The organism is Streptomyces sp. DSM 120436 (genome assembly GCF_055778765.1).
Window position 1 is genome coordinate 4,689,975 of record NZ_JBSKBS010000001.1, and the last position, 26,908, is coordinate 4,716,882.

The following is a 26,908-nucleotide window of genomic DNA, read 5'->3' on the forward strand; positions in this document are numbered from 1 at the left end:
GCGCAAACATCACTCGGCGCGGAAGCGTCTCGGAGCTGTTATGTTTACGTAAACATCCGGTGGCGGCATGTCTACACTGCCCCGATGACGACGGTCAAGGGTCCCCAGAAGGACCGTGACACGAGAGACAGGAAGGCGGGGGCAGCGCGTGGAGACGGTCGATGAAGCGGCGGCGGACCCGAGCGGCCCGGCCACCGCGACGGGAGCCGGCCAGGGGACGGACGCCCCCGCCGCCCCCGCTCCCCGGCGCCGCACCCGGGTCCGCGCCACCGCCTCCATGGCGGACGTGGCACGGCTCGCGGGAGTGTCGGCCCAGACCGTCTCCCGCGTCTCCAACGGCTACCCGGGGGTGACCGAGGAGACCCGCCGCCAGGTGCTCGCCGCGATGAAGGAGCTCGGCTACCGGCCCAACAGCGCCGCCCGCGCCCTCAAGCGGGGCGAGTTCCGCACCATCGGCGTCATCACCTTCACCCTCTCCACCACCGGCAACGTCCGCACCCTGGAGGCCATCGCCACCTCCGCCGCGCGCGAGGGGTACGCGGTGACGCTGCTGCCGGTGGCCGTGCCCACCCAGGACGAGGTGCGCGGCGCGTTCTCCCGCCTCGAGGAGCTCGCCGTCGACGCCGTGATCGTCATCATGGAGGTGCACCTCCTGGACGCGGCGACGGTCCAGCTCCCGCCGCACGTCCAGGTGGTGGTGGTCGACTCCGACGCCGGCGACCGCTACACGGTCGTCGACACCGACCAGCACGGCGGCACCCGCGCCGCCGTCCGGCACCTGCTCGGCCTCGGCCACCGCACCGTGTGGCATCTGGCCGGCCCCGAGGACTCGTTCGCCGCCCAGCGCCGCACGGACGCCTGGCGCGCCGCGCTCACCGAGGCGGGGCGGGAACCGCCGCCGCTCGTCCGCGGCGACTGGTCGGCCGAGTCCGGCTACCGGGCCGGCCTCGAACTCGCCGTCCGCGAGGACTGCACGGCCGTCTTCGCCGCCAACGACCAGATGGCGCTGGGGCTGTTGAGAGCCCTGCACGAACACGGCAGACGAGTGCCGGACGACGTCAGCGTGGTCGGCTTCGACGACATCCCGGAGGCGTCCTCCTTCCTGCCCCCGCTGACCACCCTGCACCAGGACTTCGCCGAGGTGGGACGGCTCTGCGTGCAGGCGGTGCTGCGCAAGATGCGGCAGGAGGGCCCGGAGCGGGGGACGACGCTGGTTCCGGCGCGGCTCGTGCTGCGTGAGAGCACGGCGCCGCCGCCGGAGGGGCGCTGAGGGACACGACGCCGACGCGCGGAGCCGACCCGTGAACCGCCCCGGTCGGCAGGGCCGTCGGCGTGCCGGACGCGACGATCGCCAGGGCCGGCGTCAACCTCGGCTCCTGCACCCGCGACGAGGTCGCCTGCTTCCTCGACGGCCTCGGCCCGGTCGCCGCCGGCCTGGTGACGGCCCCGGCCGGTTCCACACGGAACCGATGCCCACGGCGGAGGACAGCGGGATCTGCGCGGGGGTGGCGAGGGTGGGGAGCGGCGGCCGAACCGAAGGGCGGCGGTTCTCGTCAGGCGCCGACGGCGCTCCGGGAGCCGGCGAACGCGGCGAGGGGCCGGAAGCCGTCCCCCCCCCGCAGGCCGATCCGTGGGTCGACGTGGTGCGGGGACCCCGGCCCGCGGTGGTGGGCGCGTACGTACGCCTGGGCCGCCTCACTCCGCTCGTCGTCCACTCAGGCGAAGGGCCGGCCGCCGGCGGTTGAGGGGCCCGTCCACGTCGAGGAACAGCAGCGGTCGGTCCACGGACCGGACCTTTCTCGTCGCGGGCGGCGATTTCCGGTCCTGGGAGAGGGCCGGGCGACGGCCGTCACACTGCTCCGGCGCACACCGTGCTACTGTCGATCTCTGTTGTGGTCGTGCGGTCATCGACCCGCGGGGCCGGAGGGACCGGCACCGCGCCGGCACCGGCGTCCACCGCGCAGCAGGATCTCACACGGATCACACGGAGAGGTGCACGCTCCGGTCGCTGCTTCTCATGGGTCGCGCCCTCACCGGGCGGAACCGCCCCCGCGGCCCCATTCACCCAGGCTCGTTCTTGCAATTCCCCGCGTTCCCCAGCGGCGGACATTCCTTGAGACGCGCCACATCAAGGAAGGTTCTCCGTGACACAGGCACGCGCGAACGATCGAACCGCCCGCACCCGCTCCGCCGGCAAGGGCTCCCCGAAGGGCGGCCGCCGTTCCGGCGCCGCGGGCGGCCGCGGCGGTGCGCCGCGCCAGTCCAAGGGCGGCTCGGGCCGCAGGACCGTGACGACCGGGGAGTTCGCCCTCCCCGAGACGATCACCCCCGCCCTCCCCGCGGTGGACGCCTTCGAGGACCTCGGCCTCCCCGGCGAGATGCTGGCCACCCTCGGCAGTGAAGGCGTCACCGCACCGTTCCCCATCCAGGCGGCCACGCTGCCGAACTCCCTGGCCGGCCGTGACGTCCTCGGCCGTGGCCGTACCGGCTCCGGCAAGACCCTCGCCTTCGGCCTGCCGCTGCTCGCCCGCACGGCCGGCCGCCGCGCCGAGCCCCGCAAGCCGCTCGCCCTCGTCCTCGTCCCCACCCGGGAACTCGCCGGACAGGTCACCGACGCGCTGACCCCCTACGCCCGCTCCGTGCGGCTGCGGGTCGCCACCGTGGTCGGCGGGCTGTCGATCGGCAAGCAGGCGTCCGCGCTGCGGGCCGGCGCCGAGGTCGTCGTCGCGACGCCGGGACGGCTGAAGGACCTCGTGGACCGGGGCGACTGCATACTCGACGAGGTCGCCATCACCGTGCTCGACGAGGCGGACCAGATGACCGACATGGGCTTCATGCCCCAGGTCACCAGGCTGCTCGACCTGGTGCGCCCAGAGGGACAGCGGCTGCTGTTCTCCGCCACGCTCGACCGCAACGTCGACCAGCTCGTCCGCCGCTACCTCAGCGACCCGGTGGTCCACTCCGTCGACCCGTCCGCGGGCGCGGTGACCACCATGGAGCACCACGTGCTCCACATCGACGACGCGGACAAGCGCCGTACGACGACCGAGATCGCGGCGCGGGACGGCCGGGTCATCATGTTCCTCGACACCAAGCACGCGGTGGACCGGCTGACCAAGCACCTGCTGAGCAACGGCGTGCGGGCCGCGGGCCTGCACGGCGGCAAGTCGCAGCCGCAACGGACGCGGACGCTCACCCAGTTCAAGGAGGGTCACGTGACCGTGCTGGTGGCGACGAACGTCGCCGCGCGCGGCATCCACGTCGACGACCTCGGCCTGGTCGTCAACGTCGACCCGCCCGGCGACCCCAAGGACTACCTCCACCGCGGCGGCCGCACCGCCCGGGCCGGCGAGTCCGGCAGCGTGATCACCCTCGTCACGCGGGACCAGCGGCGCGACGTCAGCCGGCTGATGTCCCAGGCGGGCATCACCCCGCGCATCACGGAGGTGCGGCCGGGCGACGAGGAGCTGACCCGCATCACCGGCGCGCGTACGCCCTCCGGCGTCCCGGTCGTCATCACGGTCCCGGTCGTGGAACGCCCCCGCCGCACCGCCACGTCCCCGTCCCGCAACCGCCGCCGCCGCGGCGCGCCGGGCCGGCAGGGCCAGGCCCAGCCGAAGGGCGGTACGACCCGGAACGGCGCCCCGGCCGCCCAGGAGCGCACCGGCTCCGGCCGCAACAGCCGAGCCGACGAAGCGCCGCGCCGCAAGCCGCGCACGAAGCCGGCGATGGACCGCGCGGCCTAGTCGCAGGTCCCCGGTCCGGGCCGCGCGACGCGGTCCGGACCGATCCGGCGCTGGTCGGCAGTACCCCGGCCACCGCCGTTCGCTCGTCTCCCTCACGCCGTACCACGCCGAGGGCATCGGCACCCGGTGGTCCCCCGCCCTCCGCAGCCACCGGCGATGATCGGCGATCCGGTCGTCCGGGGAGGACAGTCGTCCGGGGAGGACGATCGGCACCCGCACGGTGGCCCCAGGGCCCCCGCGACAGCGACGAGAGGCATCCGTGGGCGTCGCTCCCAGCGGCGGGCGCCCGTACCGGCATACCGAGAAAGCGACAAGGCGACCCACCGCACCGGCCACCCCTCGGTGCGCGCCGAAACGCCCGCCCGCTAGCGTGCCCCCATGAGCGCCGTCACCGCCCCCGTCCGCCACCACCCCACGCCATCGGCCGGGGGCGCGGCGTGACGCCGCTCGAGATGGCCGGGGTGTTCGGCGCCGGTGTCGGGGCCGGGGCCTTGAACGCCGTGGTCGGGTCCGGCACGCTCGTGACGTTCCCCGTGCTGCTCGCCGCCGGACTGTCGCCCCTCACCGCCACCGTGTCCAACGCCCTCGGGCTCGTGCCCGGCGCCGTCAGCGGGGCCGTCGGCTACCGTCGCGAGCTCGCCGGACAGGGCGGCCGCGTCCGCAAGCTCGGCGTCGGTGCCGCGCTCGGGGGGATCACCGGTGCCGTCCTGCTGCTCGCCCTGCCCGCCGAGGCCTTCGAGACCATCGTGCCCTGTCTCGTCGGGCTGGCCCTCGTCCTCGTCGCCCTCCAGCCGCTGATCAGCCGGAAAGTGCGGGAACGCAGGCCGGCGGACCGCCCCGTGCGGCGGGACGGCGGGCGGCCGCTGTTCGCCGGGCTGACACTCGCCAGCGTCTACGGCGGCTACTTCGCCGCCGCGCAAGGCATCATCTACCTCTCCCTGATGGGCCTGCTCCTCGACGAGCCGCTCCAGCGGCTCAACGCGGTCAAGAACGTCCTCGCCGCCGTCGTCAACACGGTGGCCGCCGTCTTCTTCCTCTTCGTCGCCGACTTCGACTGGACGGCCGTCGCCCTCATCGCGGCCGGCTCCACGCTGGGCGGACAGCTCGGGGCGGCGACGGGCCGTCGCTTCCGCCCCGCCGTACTCCGCGCCCTCGTCATCGCCGTCGGGACCGTCGCCCTCGTCCAACTCCTCCTGCGCTGAGCCGGGAGCGGGGGGACGGCGCGCACCACCGGGGCGCGCCCCGCCTCCCCGAAGGCTTCGGCACACCCTTGCCGTCCGCGCACGTCCGCAGTTCCCTCAGGTCAGGAGACTTTCCCAACCATCCGTCACGGACGGAATCCCCACGCGGAACCACGCCGGGGAGGGCGCCGGCGACTTCGCGATGTCCCAGCACTCCCTCGACCTCATGGTGGAGAAGAAGACCGGCTGGGTCGACTGGAACTTCTCCGACGACCCCCGCACCGGAGCCGTGTCCACCCCGGGCACCTGCGCCGACGACGGTCCCCGGGCGGGGACGGCCGTGCTCAAGCCCGCCGGTGTGCGGATCCGCGACCGGATCAGGACACCGGACGCCTTCCGCGCGGGATGAGCCTCCGGGGTGTCCCCGGCCGGCGCCTGTCCCACGTCCCGCAGGCGCCGGCCCGCCCCTCACGGCAGGATCGACCCCACGCACCCGCCGTCACACGCACCGCCGTGCTTCGGCGTGCGTTCGGCGGGCACCCGCTTCCGCATCACCACGCGAGCCCGTCGGGCATACGCTGCACAAGGGGGCCCGGTGAGACGGGACCGGAAAGGCGGAAGACGACGTGACGGCCGACCACCCGGACGAGCGACAGGGTCGTGACCACCCGGATACGCACGAGGGCCGTACGGCGGCGGACGCGGGGACCGACGCGTCCCGCACCACCGGCGAGAACCTGCTCCACGGTCTGGAGGTGGACACCCGGCGGCCGGAGCGTCCCGTGCTCCTGGACGCCGACGGCACCCCCATCGAGACCTGGCGCGAGAACCACCCCTACGACCGGAAGATCCGCAGGTCGGAGTACGAACGCACGAAGCGTGTCCTGCAGATCGAGCTGCTGAAGATGCAGCGGTGGGTGAAGGACACCGGCCAGCGGATCGTCGTCGTCTGCGAGGGACGCGACGCGGCCGGCAAGGGCGGCACCATCCAGCGGTTCATGGAACGCCTCAACCCCCGCGGCGCCCGCGTCGTCGCCCTGGAGAAGCCGACCGAACGGGAGGCGGGGCAGTGGTACTTCCAGCGCTACGTGGCCCATCTCCCGGCCCGCGGTGAGATCGTCTTCTTCGACCGCTCCTGGTACAACCGGGCCGGCGTCGAGCGGGTCATGGGCTTCTGCTCGGACGAGGAGTACCGGCTGTTCCTCGAGCAGACCCCGCTGTTCGAGCAGTTGCTCACCGACGACGGGATCATGCTGGTGAAGTTCTGGTTCTCGGTCTCCCGGGCCGAGCAGCGCACCCGCTTCGCCATCCGCCAGGTCGACCCGCTGCGGCGCTGGAAGCTGTCGCCGATGGACCTCGAATCGCTGGACCGCTGGGACGACTACACCAAGGCGAAGGTGGAGATGTTCCGCGCCACGGACACCCCGCACGCGCCGTGGACGGTCGTGAAGAACAACGACAAGCGGCGGGGGCGGCTGGAGGCGATGCGCAGCCTCCTCGACCGCTGCGACTACCCGGCCAAGGACCACGAGGCCCTCGGCAAACCGGACCCGCTGATCGTGGGCGCGGCCGACACCCTGCTGGAGCCCGGCGAGGAACCGGAGGTCCTGTCCCCGACCCCGCTGGCGGGCCCCGGCCACGGCCCGGGCGCCCACCCGGACGACGAGCAGCGGCCGGGCTCCTGACCCCGGCCGCGCCGGGCATGCTCCCGGGCAGCCGGTCCCGGGGCCTCGGCCCACCAGGCCGGGCAGGTCCCGGAGGCCCGAGGCCCGTCCCGGGTGCCCGGGCGGTCCCGCTCGGCCGCGCCGTGCACGCCCCCGGGCCGTCCCAGGCGCTCTGACGGTCCCGTCCGGCCGTGTGGTTTCGTCGGACTCGCGGTTCCGTCCGGCCAGGCGGTCCCGTCGGGCCACGGGGCTCGTCCGGCCGTGTGGTCCCTTCTGGTCGCATGGTCTTGCCCGGCCGTGTGGTCTCGTCGGACTCGCGGTCCCGTCCGGCCAGGCGGTCCCGTCGGCCCGAACGGGCCTGCCCAGCCGGGCGGCCCCGCCCGGGCCACGCCCGCCCGTCCGTGCGGGACCGCCCAGCCGCACCGACGACCTCACCGCGCCGACGACCTCACCACGTCGCCCCACGCGTCCTCACTCCGACGCCGCCGGCACCCTCACCTCACCGGTCCCCGAAGCCTCCGCCCCGCCCGCCACCCGCACCGTGAACGGCCGGTCGGTGCCGGACGCCGCCACTCGCAGCACATCCCCGTCCCGGCGCACCCGGAACGTCGCCGCCGGCAGGCCCGCCGTGTCCGGCACGGTCACCTCCGCCGTCCAGTCGGGCGCGGCCGGCGGGTGGACCAGCAGCACCGGCGCGTCCAGCCAGTCGCCGTCCGGGCGGGAGTCGTCCCCGGCCAGCGGCAGCACCGCGCCCTCACGGACGTACAGCGGCAGACTGTCGTAGCCGTGGTGCTCGGTGCGCCAGCACGGGCCCGTCACCCGCTCCCCGCTGAGCAGATGCGTCCAGGTGCCCTCCGGCAGGTACACCTCCACCTCGCCGTCCGCGCTGAACACGGGCGCGACCAGCAGGTCGGGGCCCAGCATGTACTGACGGTCCAGCGGGCGGCACGCCGGGTCGGCCGGGAACTCCAGCAGCATCGGCCGCATCATCGGCACACCCGTGCGGTGCGCCTCGGCCGCCGCGCCGTACAGGTACGGCATCAACCGGTGCTTGAGCAGCGTGAACCGACGGGCGACGTCCACCGCCTCGTCGCCGAACTCCCACGGCACGCGGTACGACGTGGAGCCGTGCAGCCTGCTGTGCGAGGACAGCAGGCCGAAGGCCAGCCAGCGCGTGAAGACCTCCGGGGCGGGCGTGCCCTCGAACCCGCCGATGTCATGGCTCCAGAAGCCGAACCCGCTCAGCGACAGCGACAGCCCGCCGCGCAGCGACTCCGCCATCGCCTCGAAGGACGACCAGCAGTCCCCGCCCCAGTGCACCGGGTACTGCTGGCCGCCGGCGGTCGCGGACCGGGCGAAGACGACAGCCTCGCCCTGCCCGCGCTCCTTCTCCAGCAGTTCGAACACGGTGCGGTTGTACAGGTGCGTGTAGTAGTTGTGCATCCGCTCGGGGTCCGAGCCGTCGTGCCAGACGACGTCGGTCGGGATGCGCTCGCCGAAGTCGGTCTTGAAGCAGTCCACCCCCTGGTCTAGCAGCGCTTTCAGTTTGCTCTGGAACCAGGCGCGGGCGTCCGGGCTGGTGAAGTCGACCAGTCCCATGCCGGCCTGCCACAGGTCCCACTGCCACACGTCGCCGTTGGGCCGGCGCACCAGGTGCCCGAGCGCGGCGGCCTCCTCGAACAGCGGGGACTTCTGGGCGATGTACGGGTTGATCCACACGCTGACGCGCAGACCCTTGTCCTTGAGGCGGGCCAGCATGCCCTCCGGGTCGGGGAAGACCTCCGGGTCCCACTGGAAGTCGCACCACTGGTACTCGCGCATCCAGAAGCAGTCGAAGTGGAACACCGACAGCGGGATGCCGCGTTCGGCCATGCCGTCGACGAACGAGGTCACCGTCGCCTCGTCGTACGAGGTGGTGAACGAGGTGCTCAGCCACAGGCCGAACGACCAGGCGGGCGGCAGCGCGGGGCGGCCGGTGAGGGCGGTGTAACGGCTCAGGACGTCCTTCGGGGTCGGGCCGGCGATGACGTAGTACTCCAGCGTCTGGTCCTCGACGCTGAACTGCACCTGGCCGACGGACTCGGAGCCGACCTCGAAGGAGACCGCGCCGGGGTGGTTGACGAAGACGCCGTAGCCGCGTGAGGACAGGTAGAACGGGACGTTCTTGTAGGCCTGTTCGCTGCTGGTACCGCCGTCGGCCTGCCACACGTCGACGGTCTGGCCGTTCTTGACGAACGGGGTGAAGCGTTCACCCAGGCCGTAGACGTGCTCGCCGACGCCGAGGGACAGCCGGCTCAGCACGTGGTGCGCCCCGTCGGCGGTGGTGGCGTACGCCGTGCTCTTGGCGCCGGCCCGGGTCAGCTCCCGTCCGTCCGCGTCGAGGAAGGTGAGCCCGAAGGCGCCGTCCGCGTCCAGCCGCAGGGTCAGCGGGCCGCTGGTCAGTTCCGTGGCCGGGCCGTCCCGGCGCACCTCGCCCACGCCCTCCGCCTCGCCCGCCAGGGCGAAGTGGGGGCCGGGGTCGCGCCTGCCGGCGTGATGGGTGACCCGCACGCCGACGACGCCCTCGGCGGGGGAGAAGCAGTCGACCGTGACCAGCGGGGCGTTGAGGGTGTCGCCCCGGCGCGTCACCTTCCTCGTCGCGGCGTAGCTGGTGAAGCGCTTCGATTCCGCGTGGACATCTCGCACCTCGGTGGCGTACGAGATCTGGACGCCGTCGCGGATGCGCCAGAAGCCGTCGGTGAATTTCATGGTCTTCCTCGGGATCGGGAGGGCGGGGGAGATACGAGAGTCACCTCTGACCAGGAACTATGACAGGAACCTCGGAACCTGTCACGCCCTGGGGCGAGAAGAACGTGCCTCTGGGGGGCTAGCGCGACCGGCTCGCGCTGACGTATTAGTAATCAGGCCAAACAAATTAAACCCCGGTGCTGCGTCAGATGAAACCCCCACTGCGGCGGTCCGTAATCGAAGCGCTTCACCTGTCATCCCACAGAGCCGCCGGCCCGGCGCAGCCGAGCCGGTCCCACCCAGGGGCACCCACCGTGACAGCACATCCAACGGTTGCCGCACGTCATCCGCGCGGACGCGCGCGCCGAGCCGTCTCCTCGCTCGCCACCGCAGCGGTCCTCGTCGCCTCGGCGGCGCTGACCGGCTGCGCCGAGCAGCGCGACGACGACGTCTACACCGTCCTGAACTCCTCGACCGACGAGACCTACCACCGCTGGGACGCCGAGGCGATGGCCCGCTGCGGCAAGCAGCTCGGGGTCACCGTCGAGCAGCAGAGCGTCCCCGCGTCCCAGGTCATGACCAAGGCGCTGCGCATGGCCTCGTCGAAGTCACTGCCGGACGTCGTGCAGTTCGACGCCTCCGAGATGCCCGTGTTCGCCGAGGCAGGCGGGCTGGTCGACCTGCGCACCCTCGGCCTGTCGACCGACCACGTCCCCGACGGGATCGTCGACTTCGGCTCCTACCGGGGCACCTACTACGGAGCCGCCCGCTCCGTGAACACCCTCGCCCTCTTCTACAACAAGGACGTCCTCGCCGAGGCGGGCGTCCGCACCCCCGCCACCTGGGACGAACTGCGGGAAGCGGCACGCGAGCTCACCCGCGGCAAGCGCTACGGCCTGGCGCTCAGCGCGGGCGGCGCCGAGGACGGCGTCTTCCAGTTCACGCCGTTCATGTGGTCCAACGGCGGAGACGAACGCGAGCTCGACAGCCCGGAGGTCGTCGAGGCGCTCGACTTCTGGAAGGCGCTGCTGAAGGACGGCTCGCTCTCCCGGTCCACGGTCAACTGGACCCAGGCCGACGTCAACGACCAGTTCATGGCCGGGAACGCCGCCATGATGATCAACGGCCCCTGGCAGGTCGAGACCCTCAACAGCGACCCGTCCCTGAACTGGGGCATCGCCGAGATCCCGGTGCCCGAGGCGGGAGCCGACTCGGTGGCCCCGCTCGGCGGCGCCGTGCTCACCGTGCCCCGCACCGGGGACGGTGAGCGCCAGCGCACGGCCGGCCGGATCGTCGCCTGCCTGACGAGCGAGAAGGAACAGCTCACCTACGCCCTGAACAGCTGGATGGTCCCGGCCGACGAACGGGCCGCCGCCCGCTGGCGGGCGCGGGTGCCCGAACTGGACGCACTGGCCGACCAGGTCGCCGCCGCCCGCTCCCGCACCGCCCAGCTCGGCGCCGGCTGGCCGGCCGTCTCCCTCGCCCTGCAGAGCGCCTTCCAGTCCGCCCTGACCGGCCAGTCCAGCGAGGCCGCCCTGAAGCGCGCCCAGCAGCGGGCCACGAGCGGGAACTGAGGTACGCCCCCATGACCACGTCCACCGTCACCGCCCCGCCGTCCGCCGCCGCGGGCAAGCCGGCCGCGCCGGACCCGGCCCGCGCCCGCCGGCGCCGCAGGCTCGCCCAGTGGGGCTTCGTCGCGCCCGCCGTCGTCTTCATGCTGCTGTTCTTCGGCTACCCGCTCGTCCGCAACGTCGTGATGAGCTTCCAGCACTACACGCCGAAGACCTTCTTCACCGGCGAGGCCCCCTTCAACGGCGCCGACAACTGGTCGTCCGTCTTCCACGACGCCCTCTTCGGCAAGGCCCTCTGGCACACCCTGGTCTTCACCGCGGGCTCCCTGCTCGGCCAGTTCTGCATCGGCCTCGCCCTCGCCGTCTTCTTCAACCGCCGCTTCCCCCTCGGCGGCGTCCTGCGCTCGCTGATCCTGCTGCCCTGGCTGGTGCCCATGGTGGTGTCCGGCATCGTCTGGCGCCGCATCCTCGACCAGGACACCGGCGTACTGAACGCCTTCCTCGACACCCTCGGCCTCGGCGGGGGCACCCCGTGGCTGACCAGCCCCGGCATGGCGCTGCTCTCGGTGATCCTGGTGAACATCTGGATCGGCATCCCGTTCAACATGGTCATCCTCTACGGCGGCCTCCAGGAGATTCCCAGAGAGCTGTACGAGGCGGCCTCCCTGGACGGCGCCTCCGCCTGGCGCGCCTTCCGCTCCGTCACCCTGCCGATGCTGAAGCCGGTGATCACGGTCGTGCTGGTGCTGGGCTTCATGTCGACGGTGAAGATCCTTGACCTGATCCTCGCCCTCACCGACGGCGGCCCCGCCGACGCCACCCAGACCCTGGGCACGCTCACCTACCAGAACTCCTTCGTGGAGCTGGACTTCGGCGCCGGCGCGGTCGTCGGCAACGTCCTGATCCTGATCTCCGCCGTGTTCGCGGTGTTCTACCTGCGGGCCAACCGCACCGAGGGGAAGTGACCGACATGGCCGCCCACGCGCCCACCGCGCCCCGCCGCCGCTGGGGCTCCACCGTCGCGGGCCTGCTCGTCCTCGCGGTGATGCTGTTCCCGCTGTACTGGATGCTCAACACCGCGCTCCAGCCCGACGCCGGACTCCTCCAGGTCGACCCGGTCCCGTCGGGTCTCGACCTCTCCGGGTTCACCAAGGCCCTCACCGACCAGGGCGGCAACCTGCTGACCTCCCTGCTGGTGTCCGTCGGCGCCGTCGCGATCTGCCTCGCGATCGCCGCGCCCGCCGCCTACGGCCTGGCCCGCTTCGGCCTGCGCGGCTCGCGCACCATGGTGTTCGGCACCCTGATCACCCAGATGGTGCCGGGCATCGTCATCGCCAACGCCCTCTACACCTCCTACGTCGACCTGGGCCTGGTGAACTCCTACTTCGGTCTGATGCTCGCGGACGCCTCGCTCGGCATCCCCTTCTCCATCGTGCTGATGCGCTCCTTCATGGTGTCCATCCCCGGAGAGGTGATCGAGGCCGCCGAGATCGACGGGGCCGGGCCGGTACGGGTGTTCCTGCGGGTGGTGCTGCCGATGAGCCGCAACGCCCTGATCACCTCCGGCCTGTTCGCCTTCCTGTTCGCGTGGAGCGACTTCATGTTCGCCCTCACCCTGAACACCACGGACGACGTCAAACCGATCACGCTGGGCATCTACCAGTACATCGGCGCGCACGTCGGGGACTGGGGCGCGGTCATGGCCGCGGCCGTGCTCTCCGCCGTACCCGCCGCGATCCTGCTCGTCCTCGCCCAGAAGTACATCGCCGCCGGCATCACCGGAGGCTCAGTCAAGTGACCACCGCACACACCGAGACGGACTCCACCCGCATGAGCGACTTCCCCCGGTTCCCGCCCGGCTTCGTCTTCGGCGCCGCCACCGCCTCCTACCAGATCGAGGGGGCGGCCCGGGAGGACGGGCGCGGCCCGTCGATCTGGGACACCTACAGCCACACCCCCGGCCGGGTCGCGAACGGCGACACCGGCGACGTCGCCTGCGACCACTACCACCGCTACCCGCAGGACGTGGCCCTGCTGCGCGACCTCGGCGTGGACTCGTACCGCTTCTCCGTGGCGTGGCCGCGGATCGTGCCCGACGGCACCGGCCCGGTGAACCCCAAGGGCCTCGACTTCTACTCCCGGCTGGTCGACGAACTCCTCGCCGCGGGCATCGAGCCGGCCGTCACCCTCTACCACTGGGACCTCCCGCAGGCCCTGGAGGACCGTGGCGGCTGGCGGGTGCGGGAGACCGCGGAGCGGTTCGCCGACTACACGGCCGTCGTCGCGGACCGCCTGGGCGACCGGGTGCCGCGCTGGATCACCCTGAACGAGCCCTGGTGCAGCGCCTTCCTCGGTTACTCCGTCGGCCGCCACGCCCCCGGCGCCCGCGAGGGCCGGGGGGCGCTCGCCGCCGCCCACCACCTGCTGGTCGGCCACGGACTCGCCGTGCGGGCCCTGCGCGCGGCGGGCGTCCGCGAGGCGGGCATCACCCTCAACCTCGACCACCATCTGCCCGCGACGGACTCCGACGCCGACCGGGCGGCGGTGGTGCGCGCCGACACCCTGCACAACCTGGTCTGGACGGAGCCGATCCTCGCCGGTCGCTACCCGGACACCGAGGAGGAGACCTGGGGCGAGCTGATCACCGGGCAGGACTTCCGCCGCGACGGCGACCTGGAGCTGATCGCGCAGCCGCTGGACTTCCTCGGGGTCAACTACTACCGCCCGATCGTCGTGGCCGACGCCCCTCACCGGGAGAGCGACCCCGCCCTGCGGGTGGCGACCGACAACCGCTGCACCGAGGAGCCCATGCCGGGCGTGCGGCGCACCGCCATGGGCTGGCCGGTGGCCCCCGGCACCCTCACCGATCTCCTGACGGACCTGAAGGAGCAGTACGGGGACGCGCTGCCACCGGTCCACATCACGGAGAACGGCTCCGCCGAGGACGACGAGGTGGCCCCCGACGGCGCCGTGCACGACACCGACCGCGTGCACTACCTGCGCGACCACCTCACCGCGCTGCGCGCCGCGATCGACGCGGGCGTCGACGTCCGCGGCTACTACGTGTGGTCCCTGCTGGACAACTTCGAATGGGCCTTCGGCTACGACAAGCGGTTCGGCATCGTCCGCGTCGACTACGCCACCCAGCGGCGCATCCCGAAGGACAGCTACCACTGGTACCGCCGCATGATCGCCGCCCAGCGGCCCTGACGGGGACGCGCCCCGGGCGGCCGTACACCTCTCGGTGCGCCGGCCGGACCCGCGCCGGCCGGACCCGCGGCGGGCGGGCCCGGCCGGGCGGGCGGGCCGTCAGGGCGCGGGCACCTCGTCCACGAACGAGGTGCCCGCGGCGCGGTAGGCGTCGATCTTCGCCGCGACCTGGGCGGGCGTCAGCACCTGGTCCTTGACGTGCAGGACGTAGTCGACCTGCTGGTGGTAGGAGCGGGGCGTGGTCGACCGCTGGCCCTCCAGGTCGATCAGCCACTGGTTGAAGTTGATCGACATCGGCCGCTCCGGCAGGTACGCGGCGTCGTGGGTGCCGAAGTGCCGCCCGTCGACGTAGTAGGTGATACCGGAGTCGTCGATGGTGACGACCAGGTCGTGCCAGCCGGCGAAGCTCTGGCGGCTCTCGCTGTGCTGGTTGACGGCCTGCCAGGGATCGGGGGCGTAGGTCTCCCAGGACGTCGTGTACAGGATCGAGGACGGCTCGCCCCAGCCGCCGTTGGGCAGGTACTCGAAGTCGTACTCGGCGTAGTCGTCGGCCATCGGCGCCTTGAGGTCGTTGATGGTGAAGAACGTCTGCACGACGCGGTCGCCGTCCGGGCCGGAGACGGGGGCGTCGGAGAAGCGCACCCGGGCCGCGTAGGTGCCGTACGCGAACTTCATGCTCCGGGTGAGGATCTCGGTGTGCGTGGTGGAGGCGCCCGTGCCCGCGGTGGACGTCTCCAGGTCCATCACCGAGTTCCCGCCCGAGGACCCGAAGGTCACCTTCGCCGGGTCCCAGGTCGCGCCGGGCACTCCGGGGCCGCCCGCGTTGGAGCGGACGCTCCAGCCGTGCGCCGTGAGGTCCGGGTCGGTGTGCGACGCGTAGTCGAAGTCGTCGAACAGCGCCTGACCGCCCTCACCGGGCGGGTCGGTGGGATCCGTGGGGTCGGTCGGGCCGTCGCCCTCGGGGCCCGTGCCCCACACGGCGGCGCCCGCGAGCCGCGCGGTCACCTTGTCCCAGTCGGCGTACGACGTCCGCGCCGCGCCGAAGGAGTAGTCGTCGCTCTGCCGCAGCGTCCGCCAGTCGGCCCGGTGGAACCGCAGTTGCAGGTCGCCGGTGTCGGCGCCGGGCGCCAGCGACCCGGCGGACGGGGTGAACCCGATCTCCAGGTAGCGGTCGGCGGTCGCGGTGGGCCGGGGGAGCGTGCCGAACGTGCCGGTGACGGCCGAGCAGCCGACGACCGCCCAGGAGCAGGCGAAGCGGTACGCGGCGTCGGGGGCGTCGGCCTTGAAGTAGTAGCGGATCTTCACCTGGCTCAACCGCACGGGAGCGGAGCCGGTGTTGCGGACCTTGAACCAGGGCTCGCTCTGGTCGGCGGTGGCCCCGGGGGCACTCGTGCGGTACTGCACGGCGAGCGCGCCGTCCGCGGCGGTGGCCGTGGGCGCGGGGAGCCCGGTGAGGGCGGCGCCGCCCAGCAGGGCGGTGAGGGCGAGTGCCGCGCGGGCGCGGCGGCCGGTGGGACGAGTACGCATCCGTGGTCCTTTCGCGGTGGGGGTGGCGCACGGTGGTGCGTCCGCGCGGCGGGCGTGGGGCGCCGACCGGCGCGGGCTCGCGGTGACGGACCGGTCCTCGGAACTGACCAGTTGCCCGCCGAGGCCTTACCAGTGGTGTCGAGAGAAGGTGGCATAGACCAATAGGCGCGTCAACCCTGCGCGTCGAAAGCGGAGTTGACATTGTCGAAGGCGACCCTGGTGGCCACCGGACCAGTTAAGGTCGGGGGCATACCAGTCGCCCCGCGTCCCGCCCGCGGCCGACGACGAGGGGAGCCCCGCATGGCCGTCGATCCCGCCGCCTCGGGCGCGGTGCTCAAGCGTGAACGGGTGCGCGACGCGCTCCTCGAACTCATCGAGACCCGCCGCCCCGGCGACGCCGTCCCCTCCGAGCGCGTCCTCTGCGCCCGGCTCGGCGTCTCACGCCCGACCGTGCGGGCCGCGGTCGACGAACTCGTGGTCGCGGGACTGCTGGTGCGCGAGCACGGCCGGGGCATGTTCGTGGCCGCCGAGAAGATCACCCAGGAACTGGTGCCGGAGCACGGTGCGTTGACCGTGCCGCGGGCCAAGGGCGTGTGGACCAGCCGCGTCCTCGAGTTCCGCACGCTCCCGGCCGGCGCCCGGGTGGGCCGCAGGCTGCGCGTCTCGCCGGCCGCCCGGATCCGGTACGCGGCCCGGCTGCGGCTGGTGGACGGCGCCCCGATGGCCATCGAGCACCTGCACCTCCCCGCCGGCCTGGTGCCCGGCCTCACCGAGGCGGAGCTCGAACAGGGCGATCTGTACGAGCACTTCCGGGAGCGGCACGGGGTGCGGGTCGGCGAGGCCGTGCAGTCCGTCGAGCCGACCGTGACGACCCGCGCGGAGGCGGAACTGCTGGACGTGCCCGAGCTGTCACCGGCCCTGCTGTTCGAGCGCCTCACCACCGACACCGCCGGCCGTCCGGTGGAGTACGTCCACTCCGTCTACCGGGGCGACCGCTACCGGATCGTGTCCCGGCTCGCGCTGGGCCCGTCCGCCCCGCGCGCGGGAGAGGCGGAAGCGGCCAGGGGGGACCACCACCCGGGTTTCCCGCCCGGCGATCTCCCGTCCCACGGCCCGGTCAGCTTCTCGGCGCACGGAGTCGTGCAGCGCGGCTGAGCCGCTGCTTCCAGCGGGTCGCGAGAGCACGCGGAACCTCCGACTCCTGCACGGTCGCCCTCACCATTGACAGGTCCATACCAGCGCGCAACTCTCGGTGAGAGCGCTCTCACAACGGTTCTCGGACACTGTCGAACGGAGGACGACCATGCTGCGCACCCTCAGACGCCGGATCACGGCGGTGGCGCTGGGCATCGCCACCGCACTCGGCGGGTCCTGGCTCGCCGCCGGGGTCCCGTCCCCCGCGCACGCCGCGGTCCCGGCCACCGTCCCGCTGACCATCACCAACACCTCGGGCCGCGCGGAGCCGGTCCACATCTACAACCTCGGCACCGAGCTGTCGTCCGGCCGGCAGGGCTGGGCGGACGCGAGCGGCGCCTTCCACCCCTGGCCCGCCGGCGGCAACCCGCCGACCCCCGCACCCGACGCCTCCATACCGGGCCCGGCGCCCGGCCGGTCCACGACCATCCAGGTCCCCAGGCTCTCCGGCCGGATCTACTTCTCCTACGGCCGCAAGATGGAGTTCCGGCTGGCCACCGGCGGCCTCGTGCAGCCCGCCGTGCAGAACCCCACGGACCCCCACCGCGACATCCTCTTCAACTGGTCCGAGTACACGTTCAACGACGACGGACTGTGGATCAACAGCACCCAGGTCGACATGTTCTCCGCGCCCTACACGGTGGGCGTGCAGCGCGGCGACGGCACCACGCTGAGCACCGGCAAGCTGCGGCCCGGCGGCTACCACGGCGTGTTCGACGCCCTCAGAGGACAGCCCGGCGGCTGGGCGAACCTCATCCAGACCCGCTCCGACGGCACCGTGCTGCGCGCCCTGTCACCGCTGTACGGGGTGGAGACCGGCGCCCTCCCGGCCTCGATCACGGACGACTACGTCAACCGGGTCTGGGACAAGTACACCCGCACCGACCTGGTCGTCACGCCCTTCGCCGACCGCCCCGACGTCCGGTACACCGGCCGGGTCTCCGGAGGCGTCCTGCGGTTCACCGACGCCGCCGGCAACGTCGTCACCACCTTCCAGAAGCCGGACGCCTCGTCCGTCTTCGGCTGCCACCGGCTCCTCGACGCGCCCAACGATCAGGTGCGCGGCCCCATCTCGCGCACCCTGTGCGCGGGCTTCCACCGCACCACCCTGCTCGCCAACCCCCACCAGCCCGACCGGAGCGCGGCCGGCTTCTACCAGGAGCCGGTCACCAACCACTACGCGCGGGTCATCCACGCGCACATGGTCGACGGAAAGGCGTACGGCTTCGCCTTCGACGACGTCGGCCACCACGAGTCGCTCGTCCACGACGGCGCTCCGCGCCAGGCGTTCCTGACGCTCGCCCCGTTCGACTGACCGCTCCCGCGCACCGCCCCCGGCCGGTCCGCCGGCCGGGGGCGGACCGGCCGACACCCCGCCGGCACACGCCCGTTGTGTCCCGTGATCACCACGGCCCCCCGGGCACCATAGGGTGCCACCATGTCTGCCACGTTGAACGCGGGGAAAACCCGCGCCGCGCTGAGAACCTCGGCGCGCATCTCGGGGGAACTGCTGCTGGTCCTGGTGGCGACCGGGGTGGCCCTCTGGCTGCTGGGCCGGATGTGGTCCGTGGTCTGGCCCCTGATAGTGGGCCTGTTGCTCACCACGCTCACCTGGCCCCCGACCCACTGGCTGCGCCGGCGCGGTCTGCGCCCGGCGGTCGCCGCGTCCCTGGTGACCGTGCTGTTCCTGCTGGTCGGCGCGGGCACCGTGGCGCTCATCGCGGTGCCCGTCGCATCGGAGGCCGGTCAGCTCGGCGACGGTGTCGTCCAGGGCGTGCAGAAGCTGCGCGAGTGGGCCGAGGGACCGCCGCTGAACATCGACGACGCCCAGATCGCGGGCGCCTTCGACGCCGCGACCGCCCGTCTCCAGGACAGCGCCGGGTCCATCGCGACCACCGCCGTCACAGGGGTGAGCACCGTCTTCAGCGGCGTCGTCACCGCCGTCCTGGCGCTCTTCCTGATGTTCTTCTTCCTGAAGGACGGTCCGCGCTTCCTGCCGTGGCTGCGCCGCCAGCTCCCCGGCCGGCTCGCCGCCGACGTGCCGGCCGTCGCCGCGCGCTGCTGGAACACCCTCGGCGCGTTCGTGCGGTCGCAGGCGCTCGTCGGTCTCATCGACGCCGTGCTGATCGGGCTCGGCCTGTGGATCCTCGACGTGCCGCTGGTCCTGCCGCTCTCGGTGCTGACCTTCGTGTCCGCGTTCGTGCCCATCGTCGGCGCCCTGTTCGCCGGCCTGGTCGCCGTGCTGATCGCGCTGGTGTCCAACGGGCTGATGGACGCGGTGCTCGTGCTGGTGGTCATCGTCGTCGTGCAGCAGCTCGAGGGCAACGTGTTCCAGCCGATGATCCAGAGCCGCGGGCTCGGCCTGCACGCGGCGGTCGTCCTGCTGGCGGTGACACTGGGCGGCAGCCTGGCCGGCATCGTCGGCAGCCTGCTCGCCGTGCCGGTCGCCGCTCTCATCGCGGTCGTCTGGAACTACCTGCGCGAACAGCTCACCGACCCGCCGGCACCCCAGCCTCCGGCACCGCAGTCGCCCGCACCGGAGCCTCCGGCGCCGCAGTCCCCGGCGCCCGGCGCCCCCGCCGCCTGACCGCCCTCCCGACCCCCAGGAAGACCTCGTGACGTACGACCTCACCGCACTGCGCGCCGCGATCCCCGCGCTGGCCGCCGGCACCGCCCACTTCGACGGCCCCGGCGGCACCCAGACGCCGCGCCCCGTCATCGACGCGATCGCCGACGCCCTCGCGCGGCCGCTGTCCAACCGGGGCGGCCTGCTGCCCGGCGAGCGCAACGCCGACACCCTCGTCGTCGAGGCGCGCCGCGCCATGGCCGACCTGCTCGGCGCCGACCCGGCGGGCGTCGTCTTCGGCCGCAGCGCCACCCAGCTCTCCTACGACGTCGCCCGCACCCTCGCCGCCGGCTGGTCGGAGGGCGACGAGGTGGTCGTCACCCGGCTCGACCACGACGCCAACATCCGCCCCTGGACGCAGGCCGCCGAACGGGCCGGAGCCACCGTCCGCCGCGCCGACTTCGACCCGGCCACCGGAGAGCTCACCGCCGACCACATCCGCGCCCGGCTCTCCCCCCGCACCCGCCTGGTCGCGGTCACCGCCGCCTCCAACCTCATCGGCACCATGCCCCCGGTCGCCGAGATCGCGGAGCTGGTCCACGAGGCGGGCGCCCTGCTGTACGTGGACGGCGTCCACTACACGGCGCACGCCCCGGTCGACGTCCGGGCGCTCGGCGCGGACTTCTTCGTCTGCTCGCCGTACAAGTTCCTCGGCCCGCACCACGGCGTGCTGGCCGCCGCTCCGGAACTGCTGGAGACCCTGCGCCCGGACAAGCTGCTGCCCTCCTCCGACGCGGTGCCCGAGCGGTTCGAGCTGGGCACCCTGCCCTACGAGCTCCTCGCCGGCACCCGCGCGGCCGTCGACGTCCTCGCCGGACTCGGCGGGCGGACCGACGGCGACCGCCGCGCCCGGCTCGGCGCGGCGTACGAGGCGATCGGGGAGCACGAGGCGCGGCTGCGGGCCCGCCTGGAGAAGGGACTTGCGGCCCTCGACGGGGTCACCGTCCACTCCCGGGCGGCCCACCGCACCCCGACCCTGCTGGTCACCTTCGACGGCCGCCGCACCGAGGACGCCTACCGCTTCCTCGCCGGGCGGAACGTCCACGCGCCCTCCGGCCACTTCTACGCCCTGGAGGCCTCCCGCCACCTGGGCCTCGGCGACACCGGCGGCCTGCGCGCCGGCCTCGCCTGCTACACCTCCGACGAGGACGTCGACCGCCTGCTCGACGGCCTGGCGGACTTCCTGGAGGAGACCCCGCCCGCGCCCGGCCGGTGACGCGACGGCCCGCCGGACCACCGCGACGCGGCGGCGCCGGCGGGCCGGACGTGCCATCGTGGACGCATGACCGTCGAAGTCCGTCCGGCCTCGGAGTTCGAGGACGTCCGTGCCCTGCTGGGTCCCAAGTCGCCGCAGGCGAACGTCTGCTGGTGCCTGAGCTACCGCGTCCCCTCCCGGCTCAACCGTGAGCTGCGCGGCCCCGCCCGCGGTGAGTACGTCGCCGGGCTGCTGCGCTCCGGCATCCCCCTCGGCGTGCTCGCCCACGAGGACGGCGAGCCCGTCGGCTGGGCCGCCGTCGCACCCCGCGCGGACACCTCCTTCGCCCGCAACCGCAAGATCCCGCACATCGACGACCTCCCGGTCTGGTCGCTGTGGTGCATCCGGGTCCGCCCCGGCCACCGCGGCAAGGGCCTCTCGCACGCCCTGATCGCCGGCGCCGTCGAGTACGCCCGCGCGCAGGGCGCCCCCGCCGTCGAGGCGTACCCCCTCGACAACGGCGACGCCCGCGCCGACCTCACCATGGCCTACCCCGGGCTCCGCAAGAACTTCGAGCGGGCCGGCTTCACCCGCGCCGCCGACACCACCTCGGTGCTGGCCGGCCATCCCCGCGTGCTGATGCGGCTCGACCTGCGCTGACGGCACGGACGGCCCGGCTCAGGCGTACAGCGCGGCGATCTCCTTCGCGTACGCCTCCTGCGCCTCCTGCCGCTTGACCTTCAGCGACGGGGTGAGCAGGCCGTTCTCCTCGGTGAACTCGCCCTCGACGAGGGTGAACGCGCGGATGGACTCGGCGCGGGAGACGGCCTCGTTGGCGTAGTCCACCGCCTTCTGCACGTCGGCGCGCATGCGCGGGTCGCGGATCACCTCGGCCATCGGGGTGTCGGCGGGCATCCCGCGCACCGACAGCCAGTGGGCGACCGTCTCCGGGTCCAGGGTGATCAGCGCGGCCACGAAGGGCCGGTTGTCGCCGACGACGAGACACTGCCCGACCGGCGGGCGGCTGCGCAGCCGGTCCTCCAGGACGGCGGGGGAGACGTTCTTGCCGCCGGAGGTGACGATGATGTCCTTCTTGCGGCCGGTGATGGTCAGATAGCCGTCCTGGTCGAGGGAGCCGAGGTCCCCGGTGGCGAACCAGCCGTCGCGCAGCGCCTCCTCGGTGGCCTCCGGGTTGTTCCAGTACGACGTGAAGACGATGCCGCCCTTGACGAGCACCTCGCCGTCGTCGGCGATGCGCACCGCGGTGCCGGGGACCGGCCGGCCGACCGTGCCGGGGCGCGGGCCCAGCGGCGGGACGACGGTGGCGGCGGCGGTGGTCTCGGTCAGGCCGTAGCCCTCGTAGATCATGACGCCGGCCGCGTAGAAGAACAGGTTGAGGTCCTTCTCCAGCGGGGAGCCGCCGCTGATGGCGTAGCGCAGACGCCCGCCGAGCTCCTTGCGGACCCTGCGGTAGACCAGCAGGTCGTACAGCGCCCACGCGGCGTACAGGCGGAGGCCGGGGCCCTTGCCGCGGCCCAGGAAGCGGTCGAGGTGCGCCCGCGCGAAGCGGACGGCGACGCGGTGGGCGCGCTCGAAGGAGGCGCCGCGGCCGATCTTCTCGGCCGTGGCCCGTCCGGTGTCGTGGATCTTCTCGAAGAGGTAGGGCACGCCCACCACGAACGTGGGGCGGAACGCCTTGAGCGCGGGCCGCAGTTCGTCCGGCTTGATGCTCGGGCAGTGCCCGGTCTCGATGCGGGCCATCAGGCAGGAGATCTGCAGGGTGCGGCCCAGGATGTGAGCGAGCGGCAGGAACAGCAGCGTCGAGGCGACCTGGCCGGTGACCGCCTTGAAGACGGGGTGCAGCAGCTCGACCGTGTTCGCGGACTCGGCGTACAGGTTGCCGTGGGTGAGCACGCAGCCCTTGGGGCGTCCGGTGGTGCCGGAGGTGTAGCAGACGGTCGCCACCGTGTCGGCGGTGAGGGCGGTGCGCCGCTTGGTGACCTCCTCGTCCGGGACGTCCCGGCCGCGTGCGACGAGGTCGTCCACGGCGCCCGCGTCCAGCTCCCACACCTGCGGCGGCGCGGGGAGGGCGGCGGTGCCGGCGCGGACCGCGGCGGTGTTGCCCGGGGTCTCGGTGACGACGTGCCGGGCGCCGGAGTCCCCGACGATCCACCCCACCTGGTCCGCCGAGGAGGTGGGGTACACCGGCACGGTCTGCCCGCCGGCCGCCCAGATCGCGAAGTCCAGGAGCGTCCACTCGTAGCGGGTGCGGGACATCACGGCGACCCGGTCGCCCGGCTCCAGGCCGGTGGCGATCAGGCCCTTGGCCACGGCGGTGACCTCCCCGGCGAAGGCCGCCGCCGTGACCGGCCGCCACACCCCCCGCTCCTCGCGGCGCAGCACCACCGCGTCGGGCGCCTCGTCCGCGTTGGTGAACGGGACGTCGGCGGGGGTGCCCGCGGCGGGAGGCGCGGCCAGGACCTCCGCGCGGACCTCGCGGACGACCCCGCGCTGGTCCTTCACGGTCTCCACCCGGCTGCGGCCCGCCAGATCGGCCCGTCGTCTCGCCCGTTTCAGATCCTTGCGTACGCCCATGACGGCTCCCGGTCGCGGCTGACTGTCGTGCTGGCTCTCCGTACTTACTTACTGGGGAGTCAACTTACCCGTGCGTAAGGACGAGTCAACGGTCCGGGGGCGATCGGTCCGGCCGGTCCGCCCCGCGGGCCGCCTCCGTCGGCTCCCGCACGCCGGCGCCTTCGGTACCGGCGGCCGGCGCTCCGGCGCGCTCGGGCGGTTCCCCGAGGCCGGGCGCGCCGGGCAGCGCACCGTACCGGCGGCCGGGGGAGCGGAGCGCGGCGCGTCGGTGAAGCGGGCGGCGGTCGCGGTGACCGTCAGCCGGGGCCGTGCCCGCCGCGCCGGTCGGCCTCCAGGCCGCCGGTCCCCCCGTACGGGTCCGCCCGCGCCGGCCGCGCCGGTCACCCCGCCTCGGCGTCCAGCGCCGCGTCGGGCCGGCGGTGCGCCGTGAGCCGCTCCGGCCGCACCCGCTCCCCGTCGGCGGTGACGAAGGCCAGCCGGGCCGTGGTGCCCGAGTCCGGCAGGGTGAACTCGGGCGACGTCCCCTCCGGGTGCGGGCGGTGGGCCCGTCCCCAGGACGCCAGCGCCGCGATCACCGTGGTCAGGCCGTGCCCGGCCTCCGTCAGCACGTACTCCTCGCGGGCCCGCTCGCCGGGCTCCCGGTAACCGCGCCGCTCCATCAGTCCTTCGTCGACCAGGAACGCCAGGCGCTTGGTCAGGATGTTCGGCGCGATGCCCAGCGCCTCCCGGAACTCCTGGAAGCGCGTCGAGCCCGCCAGCATCGCCTCGCGCACGATCAGCAGCGTCCAGGTGTCCCCGAGCACCTGCAGGCTCCGCGCGATGGAGCAGGTCGCGTCCTTGTCGAGCGTCTTGGCCATGCGGCCAGTGTACTGGTGAGTTGCAAGGAGCTACTCAGGGAGTCCGCGTCTCTCCCGGGGGGACCGGCGCCGGCGGAGTGAGTCCGGGAGCGGCGATGCGCCGTCCGCCCCTCCGTGGAGAGGGGCGGACGGCGCACCGGACCGGGACCGGTCACCCGTTCCTCACCCGTGAGGAACGGGGTCGCTACGGATTGACGCAACCGATCGTGCCCACCGGGAAGTTGTTGCCGGTCGACGTGGCCGTGAAGCCGAACGTCGCGCTCCCGTCGGGATTGATCACTCTGTTGTGGGCGGCGTTCCGCACCGTCACCGTGCCGTCGGACCCGGTGCTGAGGGTGCCGTTCCAGGCACTGCCGATCGTGGTGCCCTGCCCGGGCTTCCACCGCACGGCCCAGCCGTTGAGCGGGGACGTGCCGTGGTTCATCACCTCGACGGAGCCCTGGAATCCGCCGTTCCAGGAGTTCGTCACGCTGTAGACGGCCATGCACTCACCGGTGTGCGGCGGGTCGCTCGGGTCGGGGGTCGGGTCCGTGCCCGGGTCGCCGCCCGAGCCGCGGATGCCGGTCACCTCGCCGTTGCCGCCGTCGAAGACCACGTCGGAGCAGGAGAAGAAGTTCTCCTGGCTGTCCGACCGCACCCACTGCATGAAGATCAGCGCGTCACCGGAGCGGCCGGAGGGCAGCTTCAGGTTCCAGTAGTAGTGGCCCCCGTTGGCGCCCGCGGATCCCTGCTGGGGCGGGTCGGTGACGGTCTGGATCAGCTCCAGGTCGTTCCACTTCAGCTGGGAGGTGGGCGACCAGCCGGGCTTGGTGATGTACACCCGGAAGTCGCCCGGGTGCGCGGCCCAGTTGCTGTACTGCACCTTGATCGTCGCGCCGGACGTCAGGTGCGTGCGCGGCCAGTCGGCGCGGGCCGCGTTGTAGGCGGAGAAGTCGTAGGGCGAGCGGTCGCCCGCGCTGCACAGCGTGCCGTCCGGGACATAGCCCGGGCCCCGCCCGCCGGCCTGGGAGTCGAGGACGGCGAACCAGTTGTAGAGGGCCGTGGCGCCGCTCTGGTTCAGCGCGGCCCTGCAGGCGGGGTTGGTCGGGTCGAGTGCGCCGGTGCCGGTGATGGCGTCCAACTGGCACAGATAGGTGCGCGAGCCGGGCATCATCGCCACGCCGTGCGCCTGCGCGTCCTTCTGCCAGAGGAAACTGAGACCGAGCCCTCCGAGGAGGGTCGCCAGTACCGCTGCCAGAGAGACCAGTCTGCTTCTCAGAGCCATGGAGTCTCCTGTCCCGATGCTGAGTTGCTCATGGGCGGTGCGAGAGGGGGTGGAGCCCCCGCCCGGCCGGGGAGGGCGCCAGCCGGACGGGCGGGGGGATCAGGGGACCGTCCCGCGGCGGACGGGACCGGTCGGCGTCGGGTGCGTCGGCACCCGTCGCCGGTGCGGCCGTCCGCGGCGCGGTCGGGCCGGGGCGGCGTGCGGCTCGCGGGCCGCCCCGTCGGGGGAGGCCCGCGGGGCCCGCCCCGTCGGCGCAGGGAGGGAAGAGCAGGCCCCGGAGCGCGGGGTCACGGCGGGGTGCGGCCCGCCGCGGCCCTCACGCGGTGCGGCAGACGGTGCCGTTCAGCCGGAAGGCGTCCGGCTGCGCGAAGCCGCCGCTGTAGGTGCCCTGGAAGCCGAAGCTCTGGCTTCCTCCGGCGGCGATCCGGGCCCGGTCGGCCGGCGCGGTGGCCGTGACCGCGCCCGAGGAGGGGGTGACGGACGCGTTCCAGGCGTGCACGACGCTCTGGCCGGAGGGCAGGGTGAAGGCGAGCCGCCAGCCGTCCACGGGGGCCGGCCCGTTGTTGGTGACGGTGACGTTCGCGGTGAAGCCGCCCGGCCAGACGTTCGTCGCGTACGACACCGTGCAGGCCGCCGGGGCGCCCGGGTCGTTCCCACCGCCGCCCGTGTGGACGGACGACGAGAACGAGTTCACCGCGAGGCCCGCGCCGTTCTGCCACGGCTCGAAACCGGCCTGGACGCTCGTCAGGTACCAGTCGTCGCCCGCCATGCCGCGCGCGACGGTCTCCCGGACGAAGTCCATCACGTCGAAGCTCCAGCTGCTGATCGCCGACGGCGCGACGAACGACAGCACGTCGTTGGTGCCGTTGCCGCCGGACCACACCTCCCAGGTGCGCCCGGCCACGGTGGCCGTGCCGACCCGCGAGCCGATCGGCTGGATCGGACCCACCCGGTTGAACCAGATCATGATCTCGGTCCGGTTCACCCCGTCGGTCCGGGGCGTCGGGTCCAGCCAGATGTCGTACGAGGCGTTGTACACGGCGTTGTCGACGTAGCTGTACGAGATGCTGCTGGGCGCGGAGGAGATCCCGCTGATGCGCGCGGGGAGAGCGGTGCCCGGCGAACAGTTCGTGTAGTGGCAGCCGTTGAAGAGCGACGGGTACGACTTCGGCGCGCCGTTGGTCGGCACCGAACCGTCGGCCCGGCTGACCCGGAAGCCGGAGTCGGTGGCGGTGACGCACTGGGGGGCGGTGGTGCCCCAGCGGTTGTTCTGGACGACGTAGCGTCCCTGGACGACCGTCGACCCGTACTGTTCGCAGATCTCGGTGTCGGCCTGGGCCGGCGCGGTCGCGGTCAGCAGCGCCGCCAGGGCGGCCAGGGCGGTGAGGAGCGCCGCCAGGGCGGCGCGCGGGGTGCGGGGGTGGTGCCGTAACCGTGGCATGTGGGGGACCTCTCGGGAGGAGGGTGCGGGATACCGGCGGGAGCGCTCCCGCCTCCCCATGGATGGGAGCGCTCCCAATGGTGTTCCGGAAAGGGACTGTAGAAGGCACC

Annotated in this window: 20 protein-coding genes and 1 pseudogene; 14 read left to right on the top strand and 7 right to left on the bottom strand. The window is 73.2% G+C overall.

The genetic code is table 11. From position 1 onward, the window contains the following. The first annotated feature begins 277 nt into the window (after positions 1–277). Positions 278–1,270: a LacI family DNA-binding transcriptional regulator gene (locus tag ACWH4W_RS20800; RefSeq protein WP_473077556.1), complete on the top strand. Its 993-nt coding sequence runs from the start codon at positions 278–280 to the stop codon at positions 1,268–1,270. Positions 1,271–1,553: 283 nt separating this feature from the next. Here the strand turns inward: ACWH4W_RS20800 and ACWH4W_RS20805 are convergent. Next, positions 1,554–1,754, bottom strand: a pseudogene (locus ACWH4W_RS20805) (hypothetical protein); the annotation flags it as partial. Between the two features lie 390 nt (positions 1,755–2,144). Between ACWH4W_RS20805 and ACWH4W_RS20810 the strand changes: the two are divergent. From ACWH4W_RS20810 to ppk2, 4 genes are all read left to right on the top strand, one after another. After that, positions 2,145–3,746, top strand: coding sequence for a DEAD/DEAH box helicase (locus ACWH4W_RS20810; RefSeq protein ID WP_473077215.1), 1,602 nt, complete (start codon positions 2,145–2,147; stop codon positions 3,744–3,746). Positions 3,747–4,198: 452 nt separating this feature from the next. Then, positions 4,199–4,948 carry a sulfite exporter TauE/SafE family protein gene (locus ACWH4W_RS20815; protein WP_473077557.1) on the top strand — a complete coding sequence of 250 codons (750 nt, stop codon included), beginning with the start codon at positions 4,199–4,201 and terminating at the stop codon, positions 4,946–4,948. Between the two features lie 181 nt (positions 4,949–5,129). Next, positions 5,130–5,336: a hypothetical protein gene (locus ACWH4W_RS20820; RefSeq protein WP_473077216.1), complete on the top strand. Its 207-nt coding sequence runs from the start codon at positions 5,130–5,132 to the stop codon at positions 5,334–5,336. Positions 5,337–5,553: 217 nt separating this feature from the next. After that, positions 5,554–6,612 carry a polyphosphate kinase 2 gene (gene ppk2, locus ACWH4W_RS20825; RefSeq protein ID WP_473077217.1) on the top strand — a complete coding sequence of 353 codons (1,059 nt, stop codon included), beginning with the start codon at positions 5,554–5,556 and terminating at the stop codon, positions 6,610–6,612. A 450-nt stretch (positions 6,613–7,062) separates the two neighbouring features. Here ppk2 and yicI read toward each other — a convergent pair whose 3' ends face one another. Next, positions 7,063–9,339 (bottom strand): alpha-xylosidase, encoded by a 2,277-nt coding sequence (gene yicI / locus ACWH4W_RS20830; RefSeq protein WP_473077218.1) that lies wholly within the window; start codon positions 9,337–9,339, stop codon positions 7,063–7,065. Positions 9,340–9,632: 293 nt separating this feature from the next. On the opposite strand from yicI, the gene ACWH4W_RS20835 reads away from it, so the two are divergent. The 4 genes from ACWH4W_RS20835 to ACWH4W_RS20850 are packed head-to-tail and all read left to right on the top strand — an operon-like array spanning position 9,633 to position 14,099. Continuing rightward, the gene (locus ACWH4W_RS20835; protein ID WP_473077219.1) at positions 9,633–10,892 is read left to right on the top strand and encodes an ABC transporter substrate-binding protein; all 1,260 of its coding nucleotides are present in this window, start codon (positions 9,633–9,635) and stop codon (positions 10,890–10,892) included. Between the two features lie 11 nt (positions 10,893–10,903). Further along, a complete protein-coding gene (locus tag ACWH4W_RS20840) occupies positions 10,904–11,854 on the top strand; it encodes a carbohydrate ABC transporter permease (RefSeq protein WP_473077220.1) in 951 nt (316 codons plus the stop codon). Between the two features lie 5 nt (positions 11,855–11,859). After that, positions 11,860–12,687 carry a carbohydrate ABC transporter permease gene (locus ACWH4W_RS20845; RefSeq protein WP_473077221.1) on the top strand — a complete coding sequence of 276 codons (828 nt, stop codon included), beginning with the start codon at positions 11,860–11,862 and terminating at the stop codon, positions 12,685–12,687. Between the two features lie 32 nt (positions 12,688–12,719). After that, positions 12,720–14,099 carry a GH1 family beta-glucosidase gene (locus ACWH4W_RS20850; RefSeq protein ID WP_473077558.1) on the top strand — a complete coding sequence of 460 codons (1,380 nt, stop codon included), beginning with the start codon at positions 12,720–12,722 and terminating at the stop codon, positions 14,097–14,099. Positions 14,100–14,198: 99 nt separating this feature from the next. Here the strand turns inward: ACWH4W_RS20850 and ACWH4W_RS20855 are convergent, their stop codons facing one another. Continuing rightward, positions 14,199–15,626 carry a cellulose binding domain-containing protein gene (locus ACWH4W_RS20855; RefSeq protein ID WP_473077222.1) on the bottom strand — a complete coding sequence of 476 codons (1,428 nt, stop codon included), beginning with the start codon at positions 15,624–15,626 and terminating at the stop codon, positions 14,199–14,201. Positions 15,627–15,926: 300 nt separating this feature from the next. On the opposite strand from ACWH4W_RS20855, the gene ACWH4W_RS20860 reads away from it, so the two are divergent. The 5 genes from ACWH4W_RS20860 (at position 15,927) to ACWH4W_RS20880 (ending at position 21,301) form a co-directional block, all read left to right on the top strand. Next, the gene (locus ACWH4W_RS20860) at positions 15,927–16,781 is read left to right on the top strand and encodes a GntR family transcriptional regulator (RefSeq protein ID WP_473077223.1); all 855 of its coding nucleotides are present in this window, start codon (positions 15,927–15,929) and stop codon (positions 16,779–16,781) included. Between the two features lie 148 nt (positions 16,782–16,929). After that, positions 16,930–18,135 (top strand): glycoside hydrolase family 64 protein, encoded by a 1,206-nt coding sequence (locus ACWH4W_RS20865; RefSeq protein WP_473077224.1) that lies wholly within the window; start codon positions 16,930–16,932, stop codon positions 18,133–18,135. 123 nt (positions 18,136–18,258) lie between these two features. After that, positions 18,259–19,407, top strand: a complete 1,149-nt coding sequence (locus tag ACWH4W_RS20870) for an AI-2E family transporter (protein ID WP_473077225.1) — start codon at positions 18,259–18,261, stop codon at positions 19,405–19,407. A gap of 28 nt (positions 19,408–19,435) precedes the next feature. Next, entirely contained in the window at positions 19,436–20,662 is a 1,227-nt protein-coding gene (locus ACWH4W_RS20875) for a cysteine desulfurase-like protein (RefSeq protein WP_473077226.1), read from the top strand. Between the two features lie 66 nt (positions 20,663–20,728). Further along, positions 20,729–21,301: a GNAT family N-acetyltransferase gene (locus ACWH4W_RS20880; RefSeq protein ID WP_473077227.1), complete on the top strand. Its 573-nt coding sequence runs from the start codon at positions 20,729–20,731 to the stop codon at positions 21,299–21,301. 18 nt (positions 21,302–21,319) lie between these two features. On the opposite strand, the gene ACWH4W_RS20885 is transcribed toward ACWH4W_RS20880, so the two are convergent. The 4 genes from ACWH4W_RS20885 to ACWH4W_RS20900 form a co-directional block, all read right to left on the bottom strand. Next, entirely contained in the window at positions 21,320–23,236 is a 1,917-nt protein-coding gene (locus ACWH4W_RS20885) for an AMP-dependent synthetase/ligase (protein ID WP_473077228.1), read from the bottom strand. Positions 23,237–23,616: 380 nt separating this feature from the next. Further along, the gene (locus ACWH4W_RS20890) at positions 23,617–24,093 is read right to left on the bottom strand and encodes a winged helix-turn-helix transcriptional regulator (RefSeq protein ID WP_473077229.1); all 477 of its coding nucleotides are present in this window, start codon (positions 24,091–24,093) and stop codon (positions 23,617–23,619) included. A gap of 184 nt (positions 24,094–24,277) precedes the next feature. Then, positions 24,278–25,357 (bottom strand): lytic polysaccharide monooxygenase, encoded by a 1,080-nt coding sequence (locus ACWH4W_RS20895; protein ID WP_473077230.1) that lies wholly within the window; start codon positions 25,355–25,357, stop codon positions 24,278–24,280. Between the two features lie 316 nt (positions 25,358–25,673). Next, a complete protein-coding gene (locus ACWH4W_RS20900; RefSeq protein ID WP_473077231.1) occupies positions 25,674–26,798 on the bottom strand; it encodes a glycoside hydrolase family 12 protein in 1,125 nt (374 codons plus the stop codon). Between the last annotated feature and the right edge of the window lie 110 nt (positions 26,799–26,908).